This window comes from Leifsonia sp. 10N434, from assembly GCF_056394405.1.
This window is the reverse complement of the sequence record NZ_JBFTHV010000001.1, coordinates 86132-112063: the sequence shown is the minus strand read 5'-3', so window position 1 is coordinate 112063 and position 25932 is coordinate 86132. Positions and strand designations below refer to the sequence as shown.

The 25932-nt window shown below is 68.6% G+C and carries 21 protein-coding genes, 1 tRNA gene and 1 other RNA gene; 18 read left to right on the top strand and 5 right to left on the bottom strand.

Going from position 1 to position 25932, the window contains the following annotated elements; translation table 11 throughout:
* Positions 1-20: 20 nt before the first annotated feature.
* On the bottom strand, positions 21-491 hold the full coding sequence (locus tag AC1DB1_RS00510) for a MarR family winged helix-turn-helix transcriptional regulator (protein ID WP_477199388.1): 471 nt from the start codon (positions 489-491) through the stop codon (positions 21-23).
* A 165-nt stretch (positions 492-656) separates the two neighbouring features.
* Here AC1DB1_RS00510 and AC1DB1_RS00505 point away from each other — a divergent pair, with 165 nt between their 5' ends.
* Both AC1DB1_RS00505 and AC1DB1_RS00500 read left to right on the top strand, forming a co-directional pair.
* The gene (locus tag AC1DB1_RS00505; protein ID WP_477199387.1) at positions 657-1472 is read left to right on the top strand and encodes an alpha/beta hydrolase; all 816 of its coding nucleotides are present in this window, start codon (positions 657-659) and stop codon (positions 1470-1472) included.
* 206 nt (positions 1473-1678) lie between these two features.
* Complete coding sequence (locus AC1DB1_RS00500; protein ID WP_477199386.1) at positions 1679-2725, top strand: NAD(P)/FAD-dependent oxidoreductase; 1047 nt, start codon at positions 1679-1681, stop codon at positions 2723-2725.
* A 31-nt stretch (positions 2726-2756) separates the two neighbouring features.
* Here the strand turns inward: AC1DB1_RS00500 and AC1DB1_RS00495 are convergent, their stop codons facing one another.
* Together AC1DB1_RS00495 and AC1DB1_RS00490 are read right to left on the bottom strand one after the other, a co-directional pair.
* A complete protein-coding gene (locus tag AC1DB1_RS00495) occupies positions 2757-3533 on the bottom strand; it encodes an MBL fold metallo-hydrolase (protein ID WP_477199385.1) in 777 nt (258 codons plus the stop codon).
* Positions 3534-3620: 87 nt separating this feature from the next.
* The gene (locus AC1DB1_RS00490; protein WP_477199384.1) at positions 3621-4034 is read right to left on the bottom strand and encodes a MarR family winged helix-turn-helix transcriptional regulator; all 414 of its coding nucleotides are present in this window, start codon (positions 4032-4034) and stop codon (positions 3621-3623) included.
* A 54-nt stretch (positions 4035-4088) separates the two neighbouring features.
* Between AC1DB1_RS00490 and AC1DB1_RS00485 the strand changes: the two genes are divergently transcribed.
* The gene (locus AC1DB1_RS00485; RefSeq protein ID WP_477199383.1) at positions 4089-4868 is read left to right on the top strand and encodes an alpha/beta fold hydrolase; all 780 of its coding nucleotides are present in this window, start codon (positions 4089-4091) and stop codon (positions 4866-4868) included.
* A 212-nt stretch (positions 4869-5080) separates the two neighbouring features.
* Here AC1DB1_RS00485 and AC1DB1_RS00480 read toward each other — a convergent pair.
* A tRNA-Ser gene (locus tag AC1DB1_RS00480) sits at positions 5081-5168 on the bottom strand.
* A 102-nt stretch (positions 5169-5270) separates the two neighbouring features.
* Here AC1DB1_RS00480 and ffs point away from each other — a divergent pair.
* The 11 genes from ffs (at position 5271) to AC1DB1_RS00425 (ending at position 19820) form a co-directional block, all read left to right on the top strand.
* Positions 5271-5367: signal recognition particle sRNA small type (ffs, locus tag AC1DB1_RS00475), an RNA gene on the top strand.
* 101 nt (positions 5368-5468) lie between these two features.
* Positions 5469-6830 carry a DUF1254 domain-containing protein gene (locus AC1DB1_RS00470; protein WP_477199382.1) on the top strand — a complete coding sequence of 454 codons (1362 nt, stop codon included), beginning with the start codon at positions 5469-5471 and terminating at the stop codon, positions 6828-6830.
* Positions 6831-6832: 2 nt separating this feature from the next.
* A complete protein-coding gene (gene pta, locus AC1DB1_RS00465) occupies positions 6833-8962 on the top strand; it encodes a phosphate acetyltransferase (protein WP_477199381.1) in 2130 nt (709 codons plus the stop codon).
* Positions 8959-10164, top strand: a complete 1206-nt coding sequence (locus AC1DB1_RS00460; protein ID WP_477199380.1) for an acetate/propionate family kinase — start codon at positions 8959-8961, stop codon at positions 10162-10164. The genes pta and AC1DB1_RS00460 overlap by 4 nt, the downstream gene beginning before the upstream one ends.
* A gap of 30 nt (positions 10165-10194) precedes the next feature.
* Positions 10195-11538, top strand: coding sequence for an acyl-CoA thioesterase/bile acid-CoA:amino acid N-acyltransferase family protein (locus tag AC1DB1_RS00455; RefSeq protein ID WP_477199379.1), 1344 nt, complete (start codon positions 10195-10197; stop codon positions 11536-11538).
* On the top strand, positions 11535-12863 hold the full coding sequence (locus tag AC1DB1_RS00450) for an acyl-CoA thioesterase/bile acid-CoA:amino acid N-acyltransferase family protein (protein WP_477199378.1): 1329 nt from the start codon (positions 11535-11537) through the stop codon (positions 12861-12863). The genes AC1DB1_RS00455 and AC1DB1_RS00450 overlap by 4 nt, the downstream gene beginning before the upstream one ends.
* Positions 12860-14140 carry an acyl-CoA thioesterase/BAAT N-terminal domain-containing protein gene (locus tag AC1DB1_RS00445; RefSeq protein ID WP_477199377.1) on the top strand — a complete coding sequence of 427 codons (1281 nt, stop codon included), beginning with the start codon at positions 12860-12862 and terminating at the stop codon, positions 14138-14140. The genes AC1DB1_RS00450 and AC1DB1_RS00445 overlap by 4 nt, the downstream gene beginning before the upstream one ends.
* Before the next feature lie 43 nt (positions 14141-14183).
* Entirely contained in the window at positions 14184-16685 is a 2502-nt protein-coding gene (locus AC1DB1_RS00440) for a DNA polymerase III subunit gamma and tau (RefSeq protein WP_477199376.1), read from the top strand.
* A 3-nt stretch (positions 16686-16688) separates the two neighbouring features.
* A complete protein-coding gene (recR, locus tag AC1DB1_RS00435) occupies positions 16689-17285 on the top strand; it encodes a recombination mediator RecR (RefSeq protein WP_271177449.1) in 597 nt (198 codons plus the stop codon).
* Positions 17286-17381: 96 nt separating this feature from the next.
* Positions 17382-18668, top strand: a complete 1287-nt coding sequence (locus AC1DB1_RS00430; protein WP_271177448.1) for an aspartate kinase — start codon at positions 17382-17384, stop codon at positions 18666-18668.
* Positions 18669-18746: 78 nt separating this feature from the next.
* Positions 18747-19820, top strand: coding sequence for an aspartate-semialdehyde dehydrogenase (locus AC1DB1_RS00425; RefSeq protein WP_477200061.1), 1074 nt, complete (start codon positions 18747-18749; stop codon positions 19818-19820).
* Between the two features lie 33 nt (positions 19821-19853).
* Here AC1DB1_RS00425 and AC1DB1_RS00420 read toward each other — a convergent pair whose 3' ends face one another.
* Positions 19854-20462 (bottom strand): MerR family transcriptional regulator, encoded by a 609-nt coding sequence (locus AC1DB1_RS00420; RefSeq protein WP_477199375.1) that lies wholly within the window; start codon positions 20460-20462, stop codon positions 19854-19856.
* Positions 20463-20562: 100 nt separating this feature from the next.
* Between AC1DB1_RS00420 and AC1DB1_RS00415 the strand changes: the two genes are divergently transcribed.
* From AC1DB1_RS00415 to AC1DB1_RS00400, 4 genes are all read left to right on the top strand, one after another.
* The gene (locus tag AC1DB1_RS00415; RefSeq protein ID WP_477199374.1) at positions 20563-20982 is read left to right on the top strand and encodes a hypothetical protein; all 420 of its coding nucleotides are present in this window, start codon (positions 20563-20565) and stop codon (positions 20980-20982) included.
* Between the two features lie 99 nt (positions 20983-21081).
* Positions 21082-22557 (top strand): malate:quinone oxidoreductase, encoded by a 1476-nt coding sequence (locus tag AC1DB1_RS00410; RefSeq protein WP_477199373.1) that lies wholly within the window; start codon positions 21082-21084, stop codon positions 22555-22557.
* Positions 22558-22825: 268 nt separating this feature from the next.
* The gene (locus AC1DB1_RS00405; RefSeq protein ID WP_477199372.1) at positions 22826-24487 is read left to right on the top strand and encodes an ABC-F family ATP-binding cassette domain-containing protein; all 1662 of its coding nucleotides are present in this window, start codon (positions 22826-22828) and stop codon (positions 24485-24487) included.
* A 57-nt stretch (positions 24488-24544) separates the two neighbouring features.
* Positions 24545-25678: an Rv2578c family radical SAM protein gene (locus AC1DB1_RS00400; protein ID WP_477199371.1), complete on the top strand. Its 1134-nt coding sequence runs from the start codon at positions 24545-24547 to the stop codon at positions 25676-25678.
* Positions 25679-25932: the final 254 nt, after the last annotated feature.

Below are 25932 nucleotides of genomic sequence, written 5' to 3'. Positions count from 1 at the left end.
AGCCAAATCGGTTCGTTTTGCTACCCGACGGGGACTCCGATCCGGTCCCGTTCCAGCGCCGCGCGCAGAGTTGCAAGCGCTGCCCCAACGGTGGCCACCTGGTCGGGCGTGAGCGTTGAGGACACGAGGTCGGACAGGCGCTTATGGAAGGTGGTCTCAGCGTCCGCGACGACCTCGCTGCCTGCATGAGTGAGGGTCACAAGAGAAGAGCGTCCGTCTGCGGGATTTGGGTACCGAATGACAAGGCCCCGCGCCTCGAGGCGGTCGACGCCTTTGCTGATGGCGCCAATGCCGGCGGCGAAGTTGAACGCGACATCGGCCACGCGCGACCCCGGATGGTCCCGGAAGTAGCGCAGGAACTCGACCTGGGAGGTTGCGAGGCCGTGCTCTCGACTCAGGCTGTCGCCCAGCGCGTTATAGAGACGCGTCTCAGCACGCACGAGATCGTCGAAGAAGGCGCCGAGCGCATCAGTTGTCGATTTGGTTGCCACGGCATGTAGTGTACAACTACATGCCGCGGCATGTAGTTCAGGTGTCGAGAGGGAGAACCGATGAGCAGGGAACAACGGCGCGCGCTCGACGCTCGCCTCCGGTCAGCGCCGCAGGTGAGCGGCCCAGTGCCCGTGAAGCAGATGCGGGAGGGGTTCGCGCGTTTCATGAGCACGTTTCCGGTCCCGCCTGGCGTCACCCGCACCCGGGTGGAGGTGGGCGGTCGACCGGCGGTGCGGGTGGATCCGGTCGGCGAGGGACTCCCCGGCACGATCCTGTACTTCCACGGCGGCTCGTTCTCGCTTGGATCTCCCGAGACGGCGATGGCGCTGACAGCGCACCTTGTTGAGCGGACAGGCGTCCGGGCGATCTCGATCGACTATCGACTGGCTCCGGAGCACCCGTTCCCTGCCGCCATCGACGACTGCCTCGCTGCGTACCGCGCCCTCCTCGCCGAGGGCGTCGCAGCACAGTCGATCGTCTTCGCCGGAGACTCAGCTGGGGGCGGGCTCGCCGTCACGACGACACTCGCCGCACGCGACGCGGGGCTGCCGATGCCGGCCGGGATCCTCGGCTTCTCGCCCGGTCTCGACCACACCCGGTCCGGTGAATCAATGACCACGAAGGAACGTGTCGACCCGCTCTTCACCGGGGACGGGATGAGGCGCACCGGAGATCTCTACCTCAACGGTCAAGACCCCGCCCAGCCCCTCCTCGCGCCTGCCGTCCTCGCGGACCTCACAGGATTTCCCCCGATCATGCTCCAAGTGGGCACCAACGAGCTCCTGCTCGACGACTCCGTTCGCCTGGCGGAGCGCGCACGCGAAGCCGACGTCGATGTGATCCTCGACATCACCGCCGACGTACCACACGTCTTCCCCGCCTTCATCGGCGTGATCGACGAAGCCGACGAAGCCGTGGACCGAGCCGCCCTATTCATCACGCAGCGAATTCGGCACAAGGAAGCTCGGAACCCTGGATGAAACGTCCTCCTGACAACAGCGAGCATCGGGCACCGCCCGATAGCCGACGGTCAATGGGTCTTCGGTGTCGTGTGCGTGGTCGCGCAGCACTCGGCGTACCGATTCAGGTGCCGACGCCGAGCGTCGTCGTTCGTTTCTCGAGTCGGGGGAGTGTCACACTGATCAAGATGCCGGGTAGGGCTCATGACGGAGAAGATGGGTGGCTTGTGGCGGGCACGGGTGAGCGGGTTGTGGTTGTGGGTGCCGGTATTACTGGTTCGTCGATCGCATATCACCTTGCCGAGCGGGGTGCGGACGTGGTTGTGCTTGATCAGGGCCTTCCAGCTAGCGGGGCCACGGGGTCATCTTTCGGGTGGGTTGGTCGGCCGGTCTCAAGCCGCCTTCCGTCTGCTCCGCTTCGCTATCTCGCCATCGATGACTGGCACCGTATCGCTCAGGCGCTTCCTGATTTCCCGATCTCCTGGCAAGGTTCCCTGGTGTGGGGTCACGAGGACCCCGACGAAATGGGCCTCGTGAACACGGTCGATGACACGTCGGAGCTTGAGCCATCTCTTCGGGTTGCGGCTCGCGATGTTCAGTACCGAGAGCAGGATGGCAGCATCGAACCTGTCGCGGCGACCGAATTAATGCTTGAAGAAGCCGCGAAACTCGGTGCGGATGTGCGGCTCGGGCAGGTGGTCGTCGGTCTCATCGAAGACGAGGGCGTCGTGCGAGGTGTGCAGACAGCATCGGAAGTGATCAGCGCATCGGTGGTGGTCCTCGCCTGCGGGCTCGGCAGTGTCGCGCTGTGCCGCGGGGTTGGGTTCGATCTTCCCGTGGATGCGTCCCCGACAGTTCTGGTCCGTCTAGACGCGCCCGCGGGACTCGTCCAACACGTACTGATGTCCCCGGACGTAGAAGTACGCCAACTTCCAAACGGTCAGCTTCTTGCGCCGGTCGACTACTCGGGCGAGCGATCCCGAGGCGACCTGACAGAAACCGCAACCGAGGCAGAACGACGGATCAACACCATGCTGGACAGCAACGACGAGGTCCGGGCACGCTCGGCCGAGATCGGATGGCGGCCCATGCCAGCAGATGGAGAGCCCATCATCGGACCGGTACCCGGCACCCCGGGCCTGTACGTCGCGGTTATGCACTCAGCCATAACGCTCGCGGCATCCGTTGGACGGTTAGTCACCGCCGAACTCCTCGACGGGCTCATGGCACGCGAACTCGAACACAGCCGCCCGGCACGATTCAGAACACGGTAAGTCCTCACGACCCAGGCAGCGGAGGGATCGGCTAGCGGTCAGTGTCCGCCTCTTGAAGGAGTCTCCGCATGTTTTCATGGGCTTCAGCCATCCCGGAGTTCCTTACTCGGGCGTCGTCGGATGTCCCTCGGCGTGACAGCTCATCGATGTAGCGGCGGTCTGCGTCTAGGCGAGCCCGCGCGTCGTTTCCAACGTTGCCATGGCCGGGGACAACGACCTTGGCTTGTTCGACGATCGGCGAGAGCAGATCCAGAGCATCGACGTACAACGGAAGGTTGTCCGGATGGTACGGCAGTGGTAGCTCCACATCGCTGAGCATGTCGCCGGCGATGAGCACCCGCTGCCGTGGCAGCCAAAGGGCGGTGTGGCCAGGGGCGTGGGCATCGTGGACGATGAGTTCGACTTCGAAGCCGTCAGGAACGGAGGCTGCCGGGATGCGGTCGTCGACCGCCCGAACCCTTCCCATCACAGTGACGAGCTGCCGGGGAAATCCCGCGCCGAGCTGCTTGACCAGCGCTGGTCGCTCGAGGTCTGCGAGTTGTGCGGTCGTGGCCGAAGCCCAACGTGGTGCCTCTCCGAACCCCGGGTGCCAGAGTAGGTGGTCGTAGTGAGCGTGGGTGGCGAAGCCGCCGACAACGTTGAGCTGTCGTTCGCGGATGCTCGCCGCGATCGCATCGAGTTCGTCGGGTAGCCACGCCGGATCGATGAGCAAGGCGTCGCCCTGCCCGACCAGCATGGTCGAAGTGGTCAACATCTTTCGACTGGTCGCGACGAACACCCCGGGCGCGACTTCACTGCAGCGCTTCATCCGTCCTCCTCGTCGAACGCCTCAACACTACCGACGCATTTCCAACACCTTCACCTCGTGCACCGTCGGCCCACGACCGGATGGTCATCAGTCGCCCGTCGTCAGAGTTCGCAGCAGTCGGAGGAGGGTCGCACGGTCCTCTTCAGCGAGCGGGCTGAAGAGGTCGGCAAGCACGCTGCCTGCGATAGCGTGCCCGTCTACGAGTATCTGGCGGCCCTCGTCCGTAAGGGTGTGCTCGATGCGCCGCCCGTGCCCGGCGGTCCTCGCGATCAACCCACGTTGGTCGAGCCGATTCGCTAGAGTCCCGAACGCCTGGTCGCTCTGGAACGTCGCAACAGCGAGGTCGTGACCGGAGGCGCCGGGCATCCGCTCGATCGCGCGCAGGGCGTCCCACTGTACGAGGGTCACCCCCAGCTCCCGCAGGGCCGCATCCATCGTCCGGTGGTTACGATACTGCGCCCGCTTGATCGTCTGCCCGAGCATTTCCAGACTTATCGCCATGGTGCTACTGTATCAACATTGTTAGATAAACATGTTTAGTTAGGTTGAATTCTCATGGCCCCTTCTATTCTCGACAGCCTCGAAGTCCTCCAGGTCGGTGACCCCGATGCCCGCATCGCGCTTGTCCTGCACGGCGGCGGCGGCCCCCAAACCATCGCTCCGATCGTCGGCCACCTCGCGCCCTCGTTCCACACCCTCGCGCCGACGCACCCAGGCTGGAACGGCACGTCTCGGCCAGACGACATCGACTCTGTCGCGGCCATCGCTGCCGCGTACCTCGACCGTCTCCTCGCCGAGGGCGGCCGCGACGTGACCCTGGTCGGCTCGTCCATCGGCGGATGGATCGCGCTCGAGATGGCCGCGCAGGCTGCCGCGGACGACAAGTACACGGGCGTGATACGTGCCGTGGTCGACATCGACGGCGTCGGTGTCGTCGTCGAGGGCGAACCGATCGCGGATTTCTTCGCCCTCGACGCCCGCGGACTCGCGGAGATCGCCTGGCACGACCCCGACCGCGGCTACCTGGACCCTGCCGGGTTCACCGAGCAGCAACGGGCGATGCAGCAGGCGAACGGCCAGACCATGGCCGCCGTCGCGGGACGGGAGATGAGCGACCCGTCACTGCTCGAAAGGCTCCGCACGATCAACGTCCCGACCCTCGTTGTGTTCGGCGAAAGCGACCGAGTCGTCGCCCCCGCCTACGGACGCGCCGTAAGCGAAGCGATCCCGGGTGCAGAATTCGCCGAGGTGCCCGCTGCCGGGCACCTGCCCCACCTCGAGAACCCCGAGGCGACCTGGGCGGCTATTGACCCCTTCTTGATTCGGGTCGGATGACTACGAGCAGAGAACACCGATGAGCGCTCAACGAACATCACCGGCCGCTGTGTCCTGATACATGAACTGTCAGGAACGTCCTGATGCAGAATCGTCAGAGATGTCTTGATACATCACGCGGATACGACGTCACAGGACGCGTGAGCGAAGAGCGAAGGCCCCGACTTCCGCATGATCACGCGGGTTTCAGGGCCTTCAACATCTACGAAAATTGGCGGAGAATGGGGGATTCGAACCCCCGAGGGCTTGCACCCAACACGCTTTCCAAGCGTGCGCCATAGGCCACTAGGCGAATTCTCCAGGCGTGTGCCGAACCTCGCGGAACGACGGCCACGAAGAATCTTACCGGGTCCCGGAGGCGCCTCGTGCCACGAGCATCCAGGTTCGTTCGGTATGCTGTTTTCCGGCTCCTCACGTGGCGCCATCCAGGCCAACTCCCCCAGGGCGGAAACGCAGCAAGGGTAACCGGGCTCTGGCGGGTGCGTGAGGGGTCTTTTCTTTTGCGCACGTAGATTCCCGACCGCTTGCTGTGGATCGGATTCCCGCGCGTAGCCTGACGGTAGGTTTGTGGGGATCACCACCGATACCGGAGGGGGCACGATGGCTCTTCAGCTCGCTGAGCTGGCGTCCGAGGCGTACGTCTTCGGCTTCCCCCTCGTGTTCGATCTCGAGCAGGTCGAGCGCTTCACCACCACCGGTCTCGGCAGCCTTGCGCCGGCCCCGTTCAACGTCTTCAGCCACGCACGCACCTTGGCCGGTCCCGACGACCGCTTCGTCTCGATCAACAACGACACCGTGTATTCGATCGCCCAGCTCGATCTCGGTGCCGGGCCGGTGCTCCTGAGCGTCCCCGAGGCATCCGACCGCTATCACGTGCTGCAGTTCGTCGATGCCTGGACCAACAACTTCGCCTACGTCGGAACCCGCGCGACCGGCGGACATGCCGGCGACTACCTCCTCGTTCCGCCGGGCTGGCAGCCCGACGCCGACGACGCCTCCGATCCTGAAGGAGACAACGCGACGGTCATCCGGTTCCCCACGCGCGTCGGCACCATCGTCGGTCGCTGGGCCGTCGAGGGCGAAGCCGACCTTCCCGCGGTCCGCGCGCTCCAGGATGCCCTCACACTCACTCCCGTGCTGCAGACCCTCGCGCCGCCCGAGGGACTCCCGGTCGTCGAGCTCTCGGCCGGTGGCAGCGAGGCCCTCGACTTCTTCGAGCGGCTCCGGGTCTGGTCTCAGGCATTCCCGCCAGCCGACCGCGACCGCGACGCTCTCGACTCGTACGCCGCGCTCGGGCTCACCGGTGCGCTCCCGCTCGCCGAGGCTCCGCCCGAGGTGATGGACGCGCTCGAAGAGGGGTATGCGGCGGGCAAGGAAGCGCTGCTCTCCGCCATGCGGTCGGGCAAGCAGATGCCTGAGGTGAACGGCTGGCTCGACACGCTTCACGTGTTCGACTACAACCTCGACTTCTTCGAGATCGGCACGATCGACAGTCCTCAGTGGAAGGCCGACGACCCCCGCACCCGTTACGCGCAGCGGGCGGCGGCGGCACTCGGCGGACTCTGGGGCAACCACGGTTACGAAGCCTCGTATCCGATGACCTACACCGATGCGGCGGGCGAGGCCCTCACCGGCGAGCATGTCTACACGCTCCGTCTGCATCCCACGCCGCCCGTCGGCGCCTTCTGGTCCCTCACCATGTACGACCTGCCCGAGTTCTATCTCGTCGACAACGAGCTGGCGCGGTATTCGGTCGGCGACAGGACGCGAGGGATCGTGTACGACGACGACGGAGGATTGACGATCACCATGAGCACCACCAGGCCGAGCGACCCGACGGCAGCCGCCAACTGGCTGCCGGCGCCGAAGGGGGCCTTCCGGCCCATCCTCCGCATGTATGCCCCGGGGGCGCAGGTCCTCGACGGGCACTACCTTCTCCCGGCGATCGAGCGGGCCGCCTGAACGTGGCGCGATCGATCTACATCACGTCCGCCGAAGGTCACACCGGCAAGTCGTCCGTCGCTCTCGGCGTCGTCGAGGCTCTGCGTCACGCCGTCGGGCGCGTCGGTGTGTTCCGGCCCATCGCCCGTTCCACACAGGAACGGGACTACGTGCTCGAACTCTTGCTCCAGCGCGTGACGGTGCCGCTCGACTACGAGCAGACGATCGGCGTCACCTACGACGACGTGCACGCGGATGCGGACGCAGCCCTCTCCGAGATCGTCCGTCGATTCCGTGCAGTCGAGGCGGAATGCGACACCGTGGTCATCCTCGGCTCCGACTACACGGATGTCGGCAGCCCGACCGAACTCGGCTACAACGCACGCATCGCGGCCAACCTGGGAGCGCCGGTGCTGCTCGTGCTCGGCGGGCGGGTCGGGCAGGGCCTCGGTGAGCGTCTCGGCCAGGCCGAACCGCGAACGGCGGACGACCTGCGCCAGCTCACCGAGATCGCGATGACAGAGCTCCGCGACGAACATGCAGCCCTCCTCGCCGTGATCGTGAACCGAGCCGACGAGTCGGAGCTCGACGCGATCGTAGCCACGGTCGCGACCTCGGTCGCCGCAACGGCGGCACCGGGAGCGGGCGGGGCGCCGGTCTGGGCCATTCCCGAAGACCCGTTCCTCGTCGCCCCGAGCATGCGCTCCATCATGGAGGCCACGGGCGCCACGCTGCTGGCCGGCGACGAGACGCTGCTCGCCCGCGAAGCCCTCGGCGTGGTCGTGGCGGCGATGTCGATGGACAACGTGCTCCCGCGACTGATCGAGGGATCGGTCGTCGTGGTGCCCGGCGATCGCACCGAAGTGCTGCTCGCCGTGCTGATGGCCAATGCGGCCGGCACTTTCCCGTCGATCACGGGCATCGTGCTGAACGGCGGATTCGAACTGCCGGAGCCGATCGACCGCCTTATCTCCGGCCTGCGTTCCACCGTCCCGGTCGTGAAGACCGCGCTCGGCACCTACGACGCCGTGGTGCGCATCACGCATGCCCGCGGTCGTCTCGCCGCGGATTCGCAGCGCAAGTACGACACGGCGCTCGCTCTGTTCGAGCGTCACGTCGACGCCAAGATCCTGCTCGATCGACTCGACGTGAGCCCGCGCGATGTCGTCACGCCGCTCATGTTCGAGTACGACCTCCTCGAGCGCGCACGGGCGGCCGACAAGCACATCGTGTTGCCCGAGGGCGAAGACGACCGCATCCTGCGCGCGGCCGCGACCCTTCTCTCGCGCGGTGTCGCTCGGCTGACGATCCTGGGCGAGCCGATCGAGGTGCGCGCCCGCGCGGTCGAGCTCGGCCTCGACCTCTCGGGAGCCGAGGTGCTCAGCCCGTTCGACGACGTGCTGCGGTTCCGGTTCGCCGAGGAGTACGCCCGACTCCGGGCTCACAAGGGGATCACGCTCGACCAGGCATCCGACACGGTGACCGACTCCTCGTACTTCGGCACCATGATGGTGCATCTCGGACTCGCAGACGGCATGGTCTCCGGTGCGGCGCACACGACAGCGCACACCATCCGGCCGGCGTTCGAGATCATCAAGACCCGGCCGGAGGTGTCGGTCGTCTCCAGCGTGTTCCTGATGGCGCTCGCCGACCGCGTGCTCGTCTACGGCGACTGCGCGGTCATCCCGGACCCGACGGCGGAGCAGCTGGCCGACATCGCGATCTCATCGGCCGAGACGGCGTCGCAGTTCGGCATCGAGCCGCGCGTTGCGATGCTGTCGTACTCCACCGGTGACTCGGGGGCCGGAGCTGACGTCGAGAAGGTGCGCGCTGCCACCGCGCTCGTTCACGAGCGGAGCCCGCAGCTCGCCGTCGACGGGCCGATCCAGTACGACGCCGCGGCGGACGCCGCCGTCGGGGCGGCCAAGCTGCCGGGCTCGGCGGTGGCCGGTCGGGCGACGGTGTTCATCTTCCCCGACCTCAATACGGGCAACAACACCTACAAGGCGGTGCAGCGCAGTGCTGGCGCCGTCGCGATCGGGCCGGTCCTCCAAGGATTGCGGAAGCCGATCAACGACCTCTCGCGCGGTGCGCTGGTCGAGGACATCGTCAACACGGTGGCCATCACGGCGATCCAGGCTGCGCTGTCATGAGCGCGGTGCTGGTGGTCAACAGCGGTTCATCGTCGTTCAAGTACCAGTTGATCGATTTGGACACGGAGGAGGCGCTCGCGAGCGGGTTGGTCGAGCGCATCGGCGACGCGTCCGGGCAGACGACCCATCACGGCCCGCACGGAACCAGCGAGCGCACGCTCGCGATCCCGGATCACACGGCCGGATTCCGCGCGATGCTCGACGCTTTCGACGCCGACGGCCCGAGCCTGACCGAATACCCGCCCGTCGCGGTCGGCCACCGCGTCGTGCACGGCGGAAAGCGGTTCTTCGAGCCGACGGTCGTCACGCCGCTGGTCGAGATCAATATCGAAGACCTCGCCGATCTCGCTCCGCTGCACAACCCGGCCAACCTGCAAGGGATCCGCGCGGCCGAGAAGGCGTTCCCCGACGTTCCGCATGTCGCGGTCTTCGACACGGCCTTCCACCGGACGCTCCCTCCGGCGGCCTACACGTACGCGATCGACGCGGAGCTCGCCGAGAGGCACCGCGTGCGCCGCTACGGCTTCCACGGCACGTCGCACAAGTACGTCTCCGAGACGGTGGCGCAGTACCTCGACCGCCCGCTCGGCGATCTCAAGCAGATCGTGCTCCATCTCGGAAACGGGGCCTCGGCCTGCGCTGTCGACGGCGGTCGTTCGGTCGACACCTCCATGGGGCTGACGCCGCTCGAGGGGCTGGTGATGGGAACCCGGTCGGGCGACCTCGATCCGGCCGTCCTGGTGCACCTCTCCCGCCGCGCCCAGCTCTCCACCGACGAGCTCGACGAGCTCCTCAACCGACGCAGCGGCATATTCGGGCTCTCGGGGCACCGGGACATGCGGGATCTGCACGCAGCCATCGTCGACGGCGACCAGGGTGCCCGGCTAGCGCTCGACACGTACCTGCACCGACTCAAGCACTACATCGGCGCATACGCTGCCCTGCTCGGCGGACTCGACGTGGTGACCTTCACCGCCGGTGTCGGCGAGAACGACGCGGCGGTGCGGGCCGGTGCGCTTGCCGGCCTCGAATTCCTGGGCATCCGCATCGATGAAGGACGCAACGCCGAACGGTCGAAGAATACGCGGATCATCTCCGCCGACGACTCGGCGGTGACAGTGCTGGTGGTTCCGACCAACGAGGAACTGGAGATCGCGCGGCAGACGCTCGCGGCGATCGGGGAGAGCGCGGCCGCCGGGTGACCTCCGGCCGGTGAGGATGACGGTGAAGTCATGCGGTGGCGACGGCGCAACGGTCGAACGGCGATCCTGGTCGCCTGCGCGCTGACCGTCGCCGCGCTGCTCGGCGGTTGCGGCGCCTCGCCGGGCCCGGACGTGGGGCCGCACTTCGTGACCCCGCCGCTCATCCGCTACACCACCGTGCTCTGGCCGGTTCCACTCCAGCTCGTCGGAGCGGAGCCGGGAAGTCGGCTCCGGCTGGTGGCGACGGTCCCGACGAAGCGCGGAGTGTGGAGTTCGAGCGCGACCTACACGGTGCCGGGCACGGGCACGGTGGACCTGGCCATCGAGCGCCCGCAGCTCGCCCGGTTCACCGAGCCCGACTCCGCCGGACTCTTCTGGTCGTTGCGCGGACCGAGCCTGACGCCATCGGAGGTTCTGAAACTCTGGATGCGCACGACTCTTCCGGTGACGATCGATGTGTACGACGCGGGGCGGGTCGTGGCGAGCAGGGTCTTCCGCCTCGACGGTCTCGGCACGACGCGTGGTCCCATCACGGTCTACAGCAGCGATCTCGACGCCGCGTCCGCCCGGGCAGGCGACCGGCGACCGCCGCTCGGCCTGCCCGACCCGCCCCCGCCCACGACCCACGAGAACGGTCCCATCGGCCGGTTCTACAGTGCCACCTCCATCGAAAGGCCCCGCACGCCGGCGGTCGTCGTGTTCGATGATCCGGCCCTTGGCGCCTCGGCCGACTACGTCGCGCCGCTGCTGGCCCAATTCGGGGCATCCGTCTTCATGCTCCCGATGGCGCGCGACGCCGATGGGCTGCACGCGGCCGGGGCGATCGACTCCTCGACGGTCGCCGCCGTGCTCGACTGGCTGCAATCGCGCCCCGATGTGAATGCGCGCAGCATCTTCGCGTACGGAACGTCGCAGTCCGAGCAGTTCGCGCTCTGGGCGGCGGCGCGGTTCGGCGGCCGGTTCGCGGGCGCGATCGGGGCGGGAGGGGTCTCGGCGCACCTCTGCCTCGCAGCCGGCGACTTCGCCCCGGTCTTCGAGAACGGCGTCGGTCTCCGGTGCGTTCGCGACGCGACGCAGGTCGATGCGCGCTCGGTCATCCCGCTCGGGTCGGTGAGGGGTCCGGTCGTCCTGGGCTGCGCGGGTCACGACGCCGTCCTTCCGAACTCGTGCGCGTGGCAGCGCGCCGTGCTCGCCACGCACACCGCCCGAGCCTCCGATCGCCTCGTGGAGGCGCCGGCCTCCACCCACGCCATGACCGTGCCGCCCGGCCTGCCGATCGCTCTCCCGTCCGGCGACGGACAGTCGACCCAGAAGGCGCGCATCGCGTTCTGGGATGCGGTGGGCGCCGTGCTGCTGAGAGCCGCGCGTCAATGACCGGCGGCATCCAGAGCCGGCATATCCGATGGCGTCGTGCCTCGACGATCGCAGCCTCGGCGGTCGCGATCGTGCTCACGTCGGCGCTCGCCGGTTGCGTCGGGGGCTCGGCATCCGTTCCCGCCCACTTCGTCATCGATCAGCCGCGCTCAGGCATCACCGACCCGGTCGCGATCTCGCTGGTCGGCCTGCAGCCGGACGAGACCGTGGTGCTCACCGCGACGACCAGGACGACGACCGGTCCGTGGGAGTCGCGCGCGGTGTACTCCGTGCCGCCCTCCGGCATCGTCGACCTCCACTCCGATAAACCGCTCATCGCGCCCTATGCGCGCGCCGACCAGGCGGGCCTGCTGTGGACGATGCAGGGGCCGTCTCTGAGCCAGGTGCAGCTCGAAGACGTGTGGGCGATCAGCGACAGGGACATCCGGCTGGTTGCCACGCAGGGCGGACGGGAGGTCGCCGCCACCACCGTCTACCGCACGGGCTTCGGCCACCAGGTGTCGGTGCAGTTCGTGTTCGCCGGCGACCTCATCCGCGGCGCGCAGAACACGGCGCCGGGCGGCACCACCTTCGACGTCAGGATCGGCACCTTCTACGATCCAGACCCGCGGCTCGTCTCCCGGAGGCCGGCCGTGCTGCTGATCGACGGAGACGACGGTGGCGGGAGCGCCGCCTTCGTCGCCTCGCAGCTGGCGAGTTCCGGATACCCGACGTTCGTCGTCACGGCGTTCGGGCCGGAGGGGCAGATCCCGGGGTCGGCGGCGCTCTCGGCCGAGAACCTGGACAACGGCCTCACCTGGCTGCAACGCCAGCACGACGTCGATCCCGCGCGCGTCTTCACGTACGGCACCTGGCGTGCCTCGCAGCTCGCGCTCTGGTACGCGACGCACCGGCCGGGAGCCGTCTTCGGGGCGTTCGCGGCGAGCGGGACGACCGCCCTCCTCTGCACGTCTTCGGCGGGATCGGCCGTGCTCACGGAGGACGGCGAACCAGTGCCGTGCGAAGACCCGCAGCGCACGATCGCCGACACGGCGCAACTGCGACTCGACCGCATCCCGGGCCCGTTGCTGCTGGCTTGCGGGGAGCGCGACGAGATCCTCGCCAATGCGTGCGAGTGGCTCGGTGCCGGCCGCATCGCCCGCGGCGAGCGGCCGGGCGATATCTACCTCGTCGCCCGGGGAGCGGCCCACTCCATCTCCACACCGCCGGTCGTCCCCGTCGGCCTGCAGGGACTCTCGCCGGCGGTCGCACAGGCGACGGAGGACGCGCGCGCGCAGTTCTGGGCCGACGTGCGGGGCATCCTCAGTGCGGAGACGCGCCGATGACCGGGGGAGTACTGACCGGGGGCGTGCGCCGCATGCTGTCCCGGGTCGCCGGGGCCGCGGCACTGGCCCTTGTCGCGCTCGCCGCATTGTCCGGATGCTCGGTGCCGGGGAACGCGTCGCACGGCGTGGGGCCGCGGTTCTCGCTGAGCAGCGACCCGAGCCCCGTGTGGCAGCCGGTGGGCATCCGGATGCTGGCGCTGCCGCCGGGGGAGCACGTGACGGTGACCGCCACGGTCACGTCGGGAGCGGTGTGGACGTCGCGAGCGGTGTACGCCGTGCCGCCCGACGGCGAGGTCGACCTGGCCACCCAGGCGCCGCTCTCCGCCGCTTTCCACGGCGCGGATGGGATGGGACTGTTCTGGTCGCTCGCTAACAGCGCCGGAACCCAGGCGACCTCGGACGAGACCTGGGGCGAATCCGGGATGGCGGTCGCGCTGTCCGCCCTGATCGACGGACGCAGGGTCGCGCACACGACCGTGCACCGCACGGGGCTCGCCTCTGCCGCCCCCTCGCGCGCCGTATTCGACGACGGCATCAGCGGGGACTTCTTCGAGCCGAAGACCTCGTCGGCCGGGCTGCGGCCGGCCGTGATCGTCTTCGACGGAACCGACAGCGGAACCCCCACCGGAGTGCTGGCCGCATCGGAGATCGCAGCGCTCGGCTATCCGGCGCTCGCGCTCTCGGCCTTCGGATCGGCCGGTCAGGTCGATCTCACGCACGTCTTCCCGGCGGAACGGTTCGTGTCGGCGCTCAGCTGGCTGCGCGCGCAACCCGGTGTCGATCCCGAACGCATCCTGACGTTCGGCACGTCCCGCGGCGCACAGCTCGCGCTCTGGACGGCGGTGGCCTACTCGGACACGGTGTACGGCGCGATCGCCCCGGCCGGGACGACCGGGCTGATCTGCAATTCACCCGTCCCGAACCCGTCGGTGACGATCAACGGCAGCTGGGTGCCGTGCAACTCCGGGACGCGCACCGTGAATGCGGCGGCCGTGCTCGATCTGTCGGGCATCCGGGGGCCGCTCGTGCTCGGCTGCGCAGGCCACGACGAGCAGCTCGACAACGGATGCGCGTGGCTGGCCGCCGGCGCGAAGGCGCGCGGTCAGCACCCGGGCGACACGATGCTGGTCGCACCCGACGCGACCCACCTCTTCTACGTGCCGCCGTACACGCCGCTGTACCTGCCGGGCACGCCCTATGCGCAGGCCACCGAGAACGCTCGCGTGCGATTGTGGACGGCGATCGCCGCCACACTGCGCGCCTCCCGTGAAGGCTGAACGGACCGGACCGACTGTCAGTGGGGACAAGTAGCATGAGGGGGTGGTTACCGCACTGTATCGCCGCTATCGGCCAGACACCTTCGCCGAGATGATCGGGCAGTCGCAGGTGACCGAGCCGCTGATGACGGCACTGCGCACCAACCGGGTCAATCACGCCTATCTGTTCAGCGGTCCACGCGGATGCGGCAAGACGACGTCGGCGCGCATCCTGGCCCGCTGCCTCAACTGCGCGGAGGGGCCGACGGACACCCCGTGCGGCAAATGCTCGAGCTGCATCGAGCTGAGCCGCGACGGCAGCGGATCGCTCGACGTGGTCGAGATCGACGCGGCCAGCCACAACGGCGTCGACGACGCCCGCGACATCCGGGAGCGCGCCATCTTCGCCCCCGCCCGCGACCGCTACAAGATCTTCATCCTCGACGAGGCGCACATGGTGACGCCGCAGGGCTTCAACGCGCTGCTCAAGATCGTCGAGGAGCCGCCGGAGCACGTCAAGTTCATCTTCGCCACCACGGAGCCGGAGAAGGTCATCGGCACCATCCGGTCGCGCACGCACCACTACCCGTTCCGCCTGGTTCCGCCGGCGCAGATGCTGGAGTACGTGCAGACCCTCTGCGACAGCGAGGGCGTCACCGTCGCGCCCGGCGTGCTGCCGCTGGTCGTGCGGGCCGGAGGCGGCTCGCCGCGCGACACCCTCTCGCTGCTCGACCAGCTCATGGCGGGCTCCGACAACAACACGGTCGACTACGAGCGCGCGGTCGCGCTGCTCGGGTACACGCACGCCGCCCTCCTCGACGAGGTCATCGACGCGATCGCCGCACGGGATGCCGCGGGAGCGTTCGCCGCTGTCGACCGCGTCGTGCAGACGGGGCAGGACCCGCGACGGTTCGTCGAAGACCTCCTCGAGCGCCTGCGCGACCTCATCGTCGTCGCCGCGACCAGCGCGGAGGGCGCCGCTGCGGTGCTGCGCGGGGTGCCCCAGGACGAACTCGACCACATGAGCATGCAGGCCATGAAGTTCGGTGCCGCTGAGCTCTCCCGGTCCGCCGACATCGTGAACGCCGCGCTCACCGAGATGACCGGCGCCACGTCGCCGCGACTCCACCTCGAACTCATGATCGCGCGCGTGCTCGTGCCGTCGAGCGACGAGTCCGAGCGCGGGGCGCTCGCGCGCGTCGAGCGTCTCGAGCGCCGGGTCGGCGTCAGCGACGCGGTGTCCGGTGACTCCACGGCGGCACCGGAGGCTGCGCGTATCGCTACGCGGGCCACGCCGGCACCGGCCGCTGCGCCGGCAGCCGGGGCGTCCGCCCGTGCCGAGGCCACTCCTGCTGCCGCGCCGACCCCCGCTCCGACGGCCGCGACGTCGACGACTTCCGAACCGGGAGCGGCGCCGGAGTCCGCACCCGCCGATGTCACACCCACCGACTCCGCGGAGCCGACCGCCGCTCCCTCTCCGTCCGCCGCCGCTGCGGCGCCCGCTGCATCCGTCGCGCCCGTCGGCCCGGTCAGCACGCAGCAGGTCAAAGACGCGTGGCCCCAGATCCTCGACGCGGTGCAGCGGGCCAAGCGCAGCGCCTGGATGGTCGTGTTCACCGCCCAGGTGCGCTCGCTCGTCGACGACGTTCTCACCCTGTCGTTCCCGAGCGACAACGATGTGGCCGGGTTCCGGCAGCAGCAGACGGGCGACGCGCTCGGCGTGAGCGAATACCTGCGTCAGGCGATCGTCGACGTGCTCGGCATCCGGGTCAAGTTCATCGCCCGCGCCGACGGAGCGGCCTCGAGCGGCCCGTCTGCGCCGACGCAGACTCCGCTTGCGGGCTCGACGCCGGCACCGCAACCTGCCGCCTCGCGCGGTGGCGCCGTATCCGGGGACTCGGGAGCGTCGGGCGCATCCGGTGGCTCCGCCGCCGCGGGATCGCCTGCCTCCGCGCCAGCTGCTGCGGCACCAGCGGCGGCTCGCGCCTCGGCGCCGTCGTCGCCGGCTGCTTCGGCGTCCGCTTCGGCATCCACCTCGGCCGCATCCACCACCGAATGGGCGACCGTCGCCATCCCCGGCGCCGGTGACGCGGCAGCCTCCGCGGCCCCGCTGCCGCCGTCGGCGGTCGAGGCACCCGCGGGAGCATCCGCCCGATCGTCGGCACCGGCCGGCGCGGTCGCGACCCTCGAGCGGGAAGTTCCTTACGACGACGTGCCGCCGCCCGAGATCGAGCCGCCCTACGAGCCGCCGCTGCCGCCCGAGCCGGAAGGCGAATGGGCAGAGCCGACCGACGACGGAGGAATCCCGCCCCGCGCATCCGCAGCGGGCACTCCCTCCACGTCGGCACCGGCCTCGGCCGCACCGTCGGCCGCCGCAGCAGCGCCGGCACCGGCCGCCCGCGCCCAGCGCACTCCCGCGTCGGCGTCGTCGAACTCCGCTCCGGCATCCGGCGCGCGAACCCCCACCTTCCAGGCGCCGCAGCGCTACGGGGAGGCCGTGGTGCGTGAGATCCTCGGCGCCACATTCATCGAAGAGCAGGCGGCACCGCCTGCCGGGTCGAGGTAATACGTGTACGAAGGAATCGTCCAGGAACTCATCGACGAACTGGGCCGCCTTCCCGGCATCGGGCCGAAGTCGGCGCAGCGCATCGCGTTCCACATCCTGCAGACGGAGACGTTCGACGTCACCCGTCTCGCCGAGGTGCTCCTCGAGGTGCGCGACAAGGTGCGGTTCTGCGAGATCTGCGGCAACGTCTCCGAGCAGGAGACCTGCACGATCTGCCGGGACCCCCGCCGTGATCCCGCCCTCATCTGCGTCGTCGAAGAGGCGAAAGACGTGGTCGCCATCGAGCGCACCCGCGAGTTCCGTGGGCTCTACCACGTGCTCGGGGGAGCGATCAGCCCGATCGACGGCGTCGGACCCGACGACCTGCGCATCCGGCAGCTGATGCAGCGCCTCGCCGACGGCACGGTGCAAGAGGTCATCATCGCCACCGACCCCAACCTCGAAGGCGAGGCGACGGCCACCTATCTGAGCCGCCTCCTCACCACGCTCGAGATCCGCGTCACCCGCCTCGCCTCCGGCCTGCCCGTCGGCGGCGACCTCGAGTACGCCGATGAGGTCACACTCGGCCGCGCGTTCGAGGGCCGGCGCATCGTCTCCTGAGGCCCGTCCCGCGTCCACGTCATATTCCGGAGCCAGCAAGCGACGCCGGATAGAATGGACGCTCCGGCTTCTCAGCCGCCGATCCCAGGAGTGTTCGTGGCCCTAATCGTGCAGAAGTTCGGCGGGTCCTCCGTCGCCAACGCCGAGAGCATCAAGCGCGTCGCCAAACGCATCGTCGAGACCCGCAAGGGCGGGAACGAAGTGGTCGTCGCGGTCTCCGCCATGGGCGACACCACCGACGAACTGCTCGACCTCGCGCACGACGTCACGCCCATCCCGGCGCCGCGCGAACTCGACATGCTGCTGACCGCCGGCGAGCGCATCTCGATGGCCCTGCTCGCCATGGCGATCCGCAGCATGGGCTACGACGCCCGGTCGTTCACGGGCAGCCAGGCCGGCATGATCACCGACGCCCAGCACGGTGCCGCCCGCATCGTCGACGTCACCCCCGGCCGTATCCGCGATGCCCTCGACGAAGGCGCCATCGCGATCGTCGCCGGGTTCCAGGGGTTCAACCGCGACACCCGCGACATCACCACGCTGGGTCGCGGCGGCTCCGACACGACCGCCGTCGCCCTCGCGGCCGCCCTCGGCGCCGAGGTGTGCGAGATCTACACCGACGTCGACGGCGTCTTCACCTCCGACCCCCGGGTCGTGCCCAGCGCGCGCAAGATCGACCGGATCAGCAGCGAAGAGATGCTCGAGCTGGCCGCAGCGGGCGCGAAGGTGCTGTATATCCGCGCGGTGGAATATGCGCGCCGCCACAACGTGACACTCCACGTGCGCTCGTCGTTCAACAACAACGAGGGAACGCTCGTGCTCAACGAAGCAGCGGTCGAGGCCGCGAAGAAGAAGGATGGAACCGTGGAAGAGCCCATCATCGCCGGTATCGCCACTGACCTCAGCGAGGCCAAGATCACGGTCGTCGGTGTTCCCGACGTGCCGGGCAAGGCGGCACAGATCTTCAAGATCGTCGCCAAGACCGAGGCCAACGTCGACATGATCGTCCAGAACGTCTCTGCTGCGGCGACCGGTCTCACCGACATCTCGTTCACCCTCCCGAAGTCGGAGGGCCAGCGGGTGCTGACCGCCCTCAAGGCGGAGCAGCAGGACGTGGGCTTCCAGTCGCTGCAGTACGACGACCAGATCGGCAAGCTCGCTCTCGTCGGCGCAGGCATGCGCACCAACACCGGCGTCTCCGCGAAGCTGTTCGAGGCGCTGTTCGACGCGGGCATCAATATCGAGATGATCTCCACGAGCGAGATCCGCATCTCGGTCGTCACCCGCGCCGACAGCGTCAACGAGGCCGCGCGGGTCGTGCACTCCGCCTTCGGTCTCGACGGCGACACCCAGGCCATCGTCTACGCCGGCACCGGCCGCTAGGCGTCAAGCGGCGCCGGCGGGGAATGGCCGGCGTCCTCCCATCGTTCGACTCATCAACACCATCCACCGGAAGGGCCCATCGTGACCGAGACACCCGCGTTCACCGTTGCCGTCGTCGGCGCCACCGGCCAGGTCGGAAGCGTCATGCGCCGCCTGCTCGAAGAGCGCGATTTCCCCGTGAAGGCGATCCGCTTCTTCGCCTCCGCGCGTTCGGCCGGCACGACCCTCCCGTTCAAGGGCGAGAGCATCGTGGTCGAGGACGCAGCGACGGCAGATGTCTCCGGCATCGACATCGCGCTCTTCTCCGCGGGCGCCACCGGTGCCAAGGCACAGGCCCCGCGGTTCGCCGAGGCGGGTGCGATCGTGATCGACAACTCGAGCGGCTGGCGCATGGACCCCGACGTCCCGCTGGTGGTCAGCGAGGTGAACCCCGAGGCGATCGCGGATGCGCGCAAGGGCATCATCGCCAACCCGAACTGCACCACGATGGCGGCTATGCCCGTTCTCAAGGTGCTGCACGAGGAGGCCGGCCTCGAGCGCCTCATCGTGAGCACGTACCAGGCGGTCTCCGGTTCGGGCCTCGCCGGCGCCGAGGAGCTGGCCGGCCAGATCCGCACCGCGGTCGCCGACGAGAACCTCCTCCAGCTGGTGCACGACGGCTCGGCTGTGGCCATGCCCGAGCCGGTGAAGTACGTGCGCCCGATCGCCTTCGATGTCATCCCGCTCGCGGGATCGATCGTCGACGACGGCGCCAACGAGACCGATGAAGAGAAGAAGCTCCGCAACGAGAGCCGCAAGATCCTCGGTCTCCCCGACCTCCTTGTGAGCGGAACCTGCGTGCGCGTCCCTGTGTTCACCGGCCACTCGCTCTCGATCAACGCCGAGTTCTCGCGCCCGCTATCAGCAACCCGCGCCGAGGAGCTGCTGTCGAACGCACCCGGCGTGGTGCTCACCGACGTGCCGACCCCGCTCGAGGCCGCAGGAAAGGACCCGAGCTTCGTCGGCCGCATCCGTCAGGACGAGGGCGTGCCGAACGGCCGTGGCATCGCGCTGTTCATCAGCAACGACAACCTGCGCAAGGGTGCGGCGCTGAACGCCGTGCAGATCGCCGAGCTGGTCGCCGAACGTCTCGCGTCGCCTGTCTCGGCGTAGCGTTCACTCCTCTAGCGTTCACTCCTCCGGCGTTCACTCCTCCGGCGTGAGCATCCGGGCAGCGATGTCCTGGTGCGCAAGACGGCGGAGCGCGGCGACGATCGGTTCGTAGAGGGCGGTGCCGAGCACCGCGTACTCGACCGCCGCTTCGGCATCGGCCGGCATCTGCGCGAGGTCGTACGCCGCGATCGCCCGGAGATGCTCGGCATAGACCGACAGCCGATCGGACGTCATCGGGATGCCGGCGGTCTCCACCGCCTCGAGCGCGCGTTCGAGCTGCGCCACCGCGGCGTAATGAGGATCGAACACCTGGCCGACCTCCGCCAGCGCAGCCTGCGCCCGCGGATACGGCGGCGCGGTGTCGAGGTAGGGCGGAAGGGCGGCGACGGCTTCGCCGAGGGTGTCGAACAGCGAAGCATCCGGATGCTCGATCAGCGCGAGTACGACCTTCACCTTCTGCAGGGGGAGTCCGGCGACGTCGGAGAGCGCCCGGATGAGGGCGATACGTCTCTCGTGCGCCTCACCGTAGAGCGCCTGGGTCGCGCTGGTGGCCTCACCCTGCATGAGCATGCCCTCACGCAGGTAGAACTTGATCGTCGCGACGGGAACCCCGGTCGTCGATGACAACTGCGAGATCCGCATGCCCTGCTCCTCCGCCGCTCGATCGATGACGCGGCTCTTGACTTGGATAGTAACACTATCTACGCTACTGGATACCAACACTATCCAGTAGGAGGACGTCATGCTGCAGCCCGCCAGCGCCATCACCGCCGGAATCGTCGTGCTCGCGGTCATCACCATCGCGTACGGCGGAACCTTCATGCTCCGCGTCGTCACCGGCAAGCAGGGGGCGAACGATCTGCAGAAGAGCTTCTTCCGCGCGGGGCACGCCCACGCCGGCGTGCTCGTCATCCTCGGTCTCGTGGTGCTTCTGCTGCTCGATGCGGCCGGGATCACCGGCTGGGCCCATTTCGGCGCCGTCGGCGTGCTCGTGTCGGCCATCCTGATCCCCGCCGGGTTCTTCCTCTCAGTCATCGGCCACGACCCGCAGCGCCCGAACGGCGTCAAGGCGCTGATCTGGGTCGGGTTCGGACTGCTCACGGTGAGCCTGCTCGTCGCCGGCATCGGCCTGATCGTCGCCGGCGCGAACGCGCTCTCCTGACGAGAGCGAACGCTCTCCTGACGAGAGCCGTCCCGGACGGCGTGAGGGGCGGATCGCGGGTCGGGCAGGTGCACAGCGAGGGCACCGTAGGATTGTCTGGTGAGTAATTCTCCCATCGACGTCGTCCTGATCGGCGGGGGCATCATGAGCGCAACGCTCGGAGCCCTCATCCAGCGTGTACAGCCCGACTGGACCATCCGCCTCTACGAGAACCTGGGCGAAGTGGCCCAGGAGAGCTCGAACCCGTGGAACAACGCCGGGACGGGCCACGCCGCCCTCTGCGAGCTCAACTACATGCCGGAGGCGGCGGACGGCTCGGTCGACCCGGCCAAGGCGATCAGCATCAACGAGCAGTTCCAGCTGAGCCGTCAGTTCTGGGCGAGCCTGGTGACCGCCGGCGATCTGCCCGAACCGAACACGTTCATCAACTCGACCCCGCACATGACGTTCGTGCGCGGCCGTGACAACGTGCGCTATCTGCGCAAGCGCTACGAGGCGCTCAAGGACCAGCCGCTGTTCGCCGGCATGGAGTACAGCGAAGACCCCGCCGTCATCGGCGAGTGGACACCGTTGCTGACGAAGAAGCGGAACGCCAAGCAGCGCATCGCCGCGACTCGCGCCGCCTCCGGAACCGACGTCGACTTCGGCGCCCTGACCCGGGCGCTCGTCGACGACCTCTCGCGACGTGGCGCCGACATCGCCCTGAACCACAAGGTCCGCAGCATCAAGCGCACCAAAGACGGGCTCTGGCGGCTCAAGGTGCTCCACATGGTCGGCCACACGCCGCACGAGGTGAAGGCACGCTTCGTGTTCGTCGGGGCGGGCGGCGGCGCGCTGCACCTGCTGCAGAAGGCGGGCATCCCGGAGATCAAGGGGTTCGGCGGCTTCCCGATCTCGGGGCAGTTCCTCCGCACCAGCGACCCGAAGATCGTGGCGCAGCACCAGGCCAAGGTCTACGGAAAGGCAGCGGTCGGAGCGCCGCCGATGTCGGTGCCGCACCTCGACACCCGCGTCGTCGACGGCGAGGCGTCGCTGCTGTTCGGCCCGTACGCCGGGTTCAGCCCGAAGTTCCTCAAGACGGGCACCTGGTGGGACCTGCCCGGCTCCGTGCGCCCGAGCAACCTCATCCCCATGCTCGCCGTGGCGAAAGACAACTTCGACCTCATCAAGTACCTGGTCGGCGAGCTGCTCGCCAATCGCGCGAAGAAGATGAAGGCCCTGCAGGAGTTCATGCCCACCGCCAAGAGTGAGGACTGGGAGCTCATCACGGCCGGTCAGCGCGTGCAGGTGATGAAGAAGGACGCCAAGAAGGGCGGCGTGCTGCAGTTCGGCACCGAGGTCATCGCGTCGGCCGACGGCTCGATCGCGGGTCTGCTCGGAGCATCGCCGGGTGCGTCCACGGCGGTGCCGATCATGCTGGATGTCCTCAAGCGCTGCTTCCCGGAGCAGTACAACGGCTGGGTGCCGACGCTGACCGCGCTCATCCCCACGATGGGCAGCACGCTCAACGACCGTCCGAAGGACGCGCAGAGGGTCATGGCGTCCACAGCGGAGACCCTGCACCTGACGCAGTAACGCTGAAAACACGCCACCAGCATGCGAGTTCGGCGGGAATGCTGGACAGGTGCGTCGCGGGACTGCTAGCCTCGACGACGCTATGAAGTAGGAATCTCCTTTCGTCCCGCGCCCGAGGCTCGACCTGACGATGTCGCTCATGACATCGTGGCGCCGCCGACATAGCCAGATGGTCTTCCGATCATCGCTCTTCAGCGCTCCGGCGCGGCTGTCGGTGGTCATGCCCGGCGGGAACCGGCTCCTCGGAGCGCTCGAAAAGGCGGTTCACATGCCACAAACCATCCCATCAACGTCACACATCGCCGCGTCGACGGCTGACTACCTGAAGGCCGACGGGGTGTCCCAGAGCTACGGCGACCGCCGGGTGCTCACGGATGTCTCGCTGACCGTCGCGCCGGGCTCCCGGCTCGGCCTCATCGGCGAGAACGGCGTCGGCAAGTCGACGCTCCTGCGCATCCTCGCGGGTGCGGAGGCGCCCGACTCCGGCGTGCTCGCGCGGCCGGCGCGCACCGGCATCCTCTGGCAGGAGGTGCGGTTCGACCCGTCCGAGACCCTCTCGGCGCTGATCGAGAATGCGCTGGCCGACGTGCGCGCCATCGAGCGCACGCTCGAACTCGCCGCGCACCAGCTCGCCGGAGACGATCCGGATGCGCCGGCGCGCTACGAGCGCGCGCTTGCTGCGGCCGAACGCGCCGAGATCTGGAGCGCGGATGCGCGCCGCGACGAGCTGCTCGACGGGCTCGGTGTCGGAGACATCCCGCTCGACCGCACCCTGGCGGAGGTCTCGGGCGGTCAGCGGAGCCGGTTCGCCCTGGCGGCGCTGCTGCTGGAGCGGCCGGATGCGCTGCTGCTCGACGAGCCGACCAACCACCTCGACGACGCCGCGGCCGCGTTCCTCGAACGGCAGTTGTCGTCGTGGCGCGGTCCGGTGGTGTTCGCCAGCCACGACCGCGCCTTCCTCGACGCTGTCGCGACAGGACTGCTCGATCTCGATCCCTCGCGGTCGGGCACGACGGTCTTCGGCGGCGGCTACAGCGCCTATCTCGCGGCGAAGGCCGACGAGCGCGCGCGCTGGGAGAAGCAGTTCGCCGACGAGCAGGACGAACTGAAGGCGCTGAAGTTCGCGGTCGAGGTCACCGCGCGCGACATCGCGTGGAGCGGCAAGGTGCGCGACAACGACAAGTTCGCGAAGTCGTTCAAGGGAGGTGCTCTCGACAAGCAGATCAGCCGGCGGATCAAGAACGCCTCCGGTCGCCTCGACGATCTCCGCGAAAACCAGGTGCGCAAGCCCCCGGCCGTTCTCAGCTTCGCGGGCATCCCGACCGGCTCGCACACCCTCGGCGAGGAGACCGGTCTGCTGGTGCAGGTGACGGATGCGCGGATCGGCGACCGCCTGCGGGTCGAGGCCTTCCGGGTCGAGCCGCAGTCGCGCATCCTGATCACGGGGCACAACGGCGCCGGAAAGTCGACCCTGCTCACGGCGATGGCGGGGCGGCTCGCGCTGGACTCGGGAGCGATCTCGCGTCGCAAGGGTCTGCGGGTCGGTCTGCTCGAGCAGGATGTGCGGTTCGCCGATCCGTCGGCGAGTCCGCGCCGCATCTACGAGGAGCAGCTGGGGGAGCGTCGTGCCGAAGCGCAGCCGCTCACCGGTCTCGGCCTCATCGCCCCGCGCGATGTGGACCGCGAGGTCGGCCGGCTCTCGATCGGGCAGCAGCGCCGGCTGGCGCTGGCGCTCATCCTGGCGAAGCCGCCGCACGTGTTCCTGCTCGACGAGCCGACGAACCACCTGTCGCTGTCGCTGGCCACGGAACTCGAGGAGGCCCTCGGAGGCTACCCGGGCGCCGTGGTGGTGGCGAGCCACGATCGCTGGCTGCGCGGCAACTGGAGCGGGGAGCGCATCGAGATGTCGGCCGGGCGCCTCGTGTCGTGAGGGCCGCGCGCCGCTCGGTCGCTTGCTTAAGGTTCGAACGTATGTTCGAATATCAGCATGAGATGGAGCGGGCAAGAACTCACGGCTGAGGAGCCGTCGACCCTGCCGGGGCTCGCGCGGCTCAACAACCTCGTGCGCTCCGTGCGCACTCCCGACTTCGCGGGCATCACGTTCCACGAGGTGCTCGCGAAGTCGGCGCTCAACAAGATCCCGGGCGGCGGGGGAGCGATGCCGTTCGGCTGGACGATCAACCCGTACCGCGGGTGCAGCCATGCGTGCGTCTATTGCTTCGCCCGGCCGACGCACTCCTACCTCGAACTGGACGGCGGCAAGGACTTCGATCAGGAGATCATCGTCAAGGTCAACGTGGCCGAGGTGCTGCATAAGGAGCTGACGAAACCGAGCTGGGGACACCATCCGGTGGCACTCGGCACCAACACCGACCCGTATCAGCGGGCGGAGGGACGCTACGCGCTGATGCCGGGGATCATCGATGCGCTCGCCGACTCGGGCACGCCGTTCAGCATCCTGACCAAGGGCACCCTGCTGCGGCGCGATCTCGATCGACTGGCCGAGGCGGCGACCAGGGTGCCCGTCGACATCGCGATGTCGATCGCCGTTTACGACGACGAGCTGCAGCAGTCCGTCGAGCCGGGCACGCCGACCACCAAGGCGCGGCTGGCGACGGTCACCGCCGTTCGTGAGCACGGTCTCGACTGCTCCGTGTTCCTGATGCCGATCCTTCCGTACCTCACGGATACGCGTGCTCATCTCGACGACGCGCTGCGACAGGCGAAGGAGGCGGGCGCCACCTCGGTGCTCTACACCGCTCTGCACCTCAAGCCGGGGGTGAAGGAGTGGTACTACCTGTGGCTCGAGCGCGAGCATCCGCAGTTGCTTCCGCTGTACCGGAAGATGTATCTGGGAGGCACGTACCCGCCGAAGGACTACCGCCGCTGGCTGGCGGCGAAGATCAAGCCGCTGATCCGTGCGCACGGGCTCGAACGCGGCGTCGAGGATCCCGTGACCGGCGGGGTGCGGTCGACGGCGCTCGGCACGATGCGCGACGCCGATGGGGAGCGCAGGCGCACGGCGGCCACGGCGGATGCGGGCGCCGGCGTCATCGCCGAGGAAGTGGGCGGGGAGACGCTCGGCGTCACCATGCTCGGAGTCCAGCCGACTCTGTTCTGATCCCTCATGGGGTGGCGCGTTACGGTCCGCCGAAGTGCACATCGGCGTTCGGCCGGGGTACATGTCCCCGGAATTCGGGGTACACACGGGACCTATTCGATGGCATAATTCCCGGTGGTGAAGCCCCGACCGGAGCGTCACCGTCGGCCGACCCGGACCCCGTCGACCGGACGCATGCCGGCGACGCCACCGGGCGAACGCCGACAGCAGGCACGGCGGCCCGATCGTTCGGTGACGTCGAAGCGATGCGACCA

Coding starts and splice junctions, on each gene's coding strand:
- AC1DB1_RS00490 (WP_477199384.1), bottom strand. CDS start 4,034: ATGGCGATAAGTCTGGAAATGCTCGGGCAGACGATCAAGCGGGCGCAG.
- AC1DB1_RS00405 (WP_477199372.1), top strand. CDS start 22,826: ATGCCACAAACCATCCCATCAACGTCACACATCGCCGCGTCGACGGCT.
- AC1DB1_RS00460 (WP_477199380.1), top strand. CDS start 8,959: ATGAGCGCGGTGCTGGTGGTCAACAGCGGTTCATCGTCGTTCAAGTAC.
- AC1DB1_RS00450 (WP_477199378.1), top strand. CDS start 11,535: ATGACCGGCGGCATCCAGAGCCGGCATATCCGATGGCGTCGTGCCTCG.
- AC1DB1_RS00505 (WP_477199387.1), top strand. CDS start 657: ATGAGCACGTTTCCGGTCCCGCCTGGCGTCACCCGCACCCGGGTGGAG.
- AC1DB1_RS00420 (WP_477199375.1), bottom strand. CDS start 20,462: ATGCGGATCTCGCAGTTGTCATCGACGACCGGGGTTCCCGTCGCGACG.
- AC1DB1_RS00470 (WP_477199382.1), top strand. CDS start 5,469: ATGGCTCTTCAGCTCGCTGAGCTGGCGTCCGAGGCGTACGTCTTCGGC.
- AC1DB1_RS00445 (WP_477199377.1), top strand. CDS start 12,860: ATGACCGGGGGAGTACTGACCGGGGGCGTGCGCCGCATGCTGTCCCGG.
- AC1DB1_RS00495 (WP_477199385.1), bottom strand. CDS start 3,533: ATGAAGCGCTGCAGTGAAGTCGCGCCCGGGGTGTTCGTCGCGACCAGT.
- AC1DB1_RS00400 (WP_477199371.1), top strand. CDS start 24,545: ATGAGATGGAGCGGGCAAGAACTCACGGCTGAGGAGCCGTCGACCCTG.
- AC1DB1_RS00485 (WP_477199383.1), top strand. CDS start 4,089: ATGGCCCCTTCTATTCTCGACAGCCTCGAAGTCCTCCAGGTCGGTGAC.
- AC1DB1_RS00415 (WP_477199374.1), top strand. CDS start 20,563: ATGCTGCAGCCCGCCAGCGCCATCACCGCCGGAATCGTCGTGCTCGCG.
- AC1DB1_RS00455 (WP_477199379.1), top strand. CDS start 10,195: ATGCGGTGGCGACGGCGCAACGGTCGAACGGCGATCCTGGTCGCCTGC.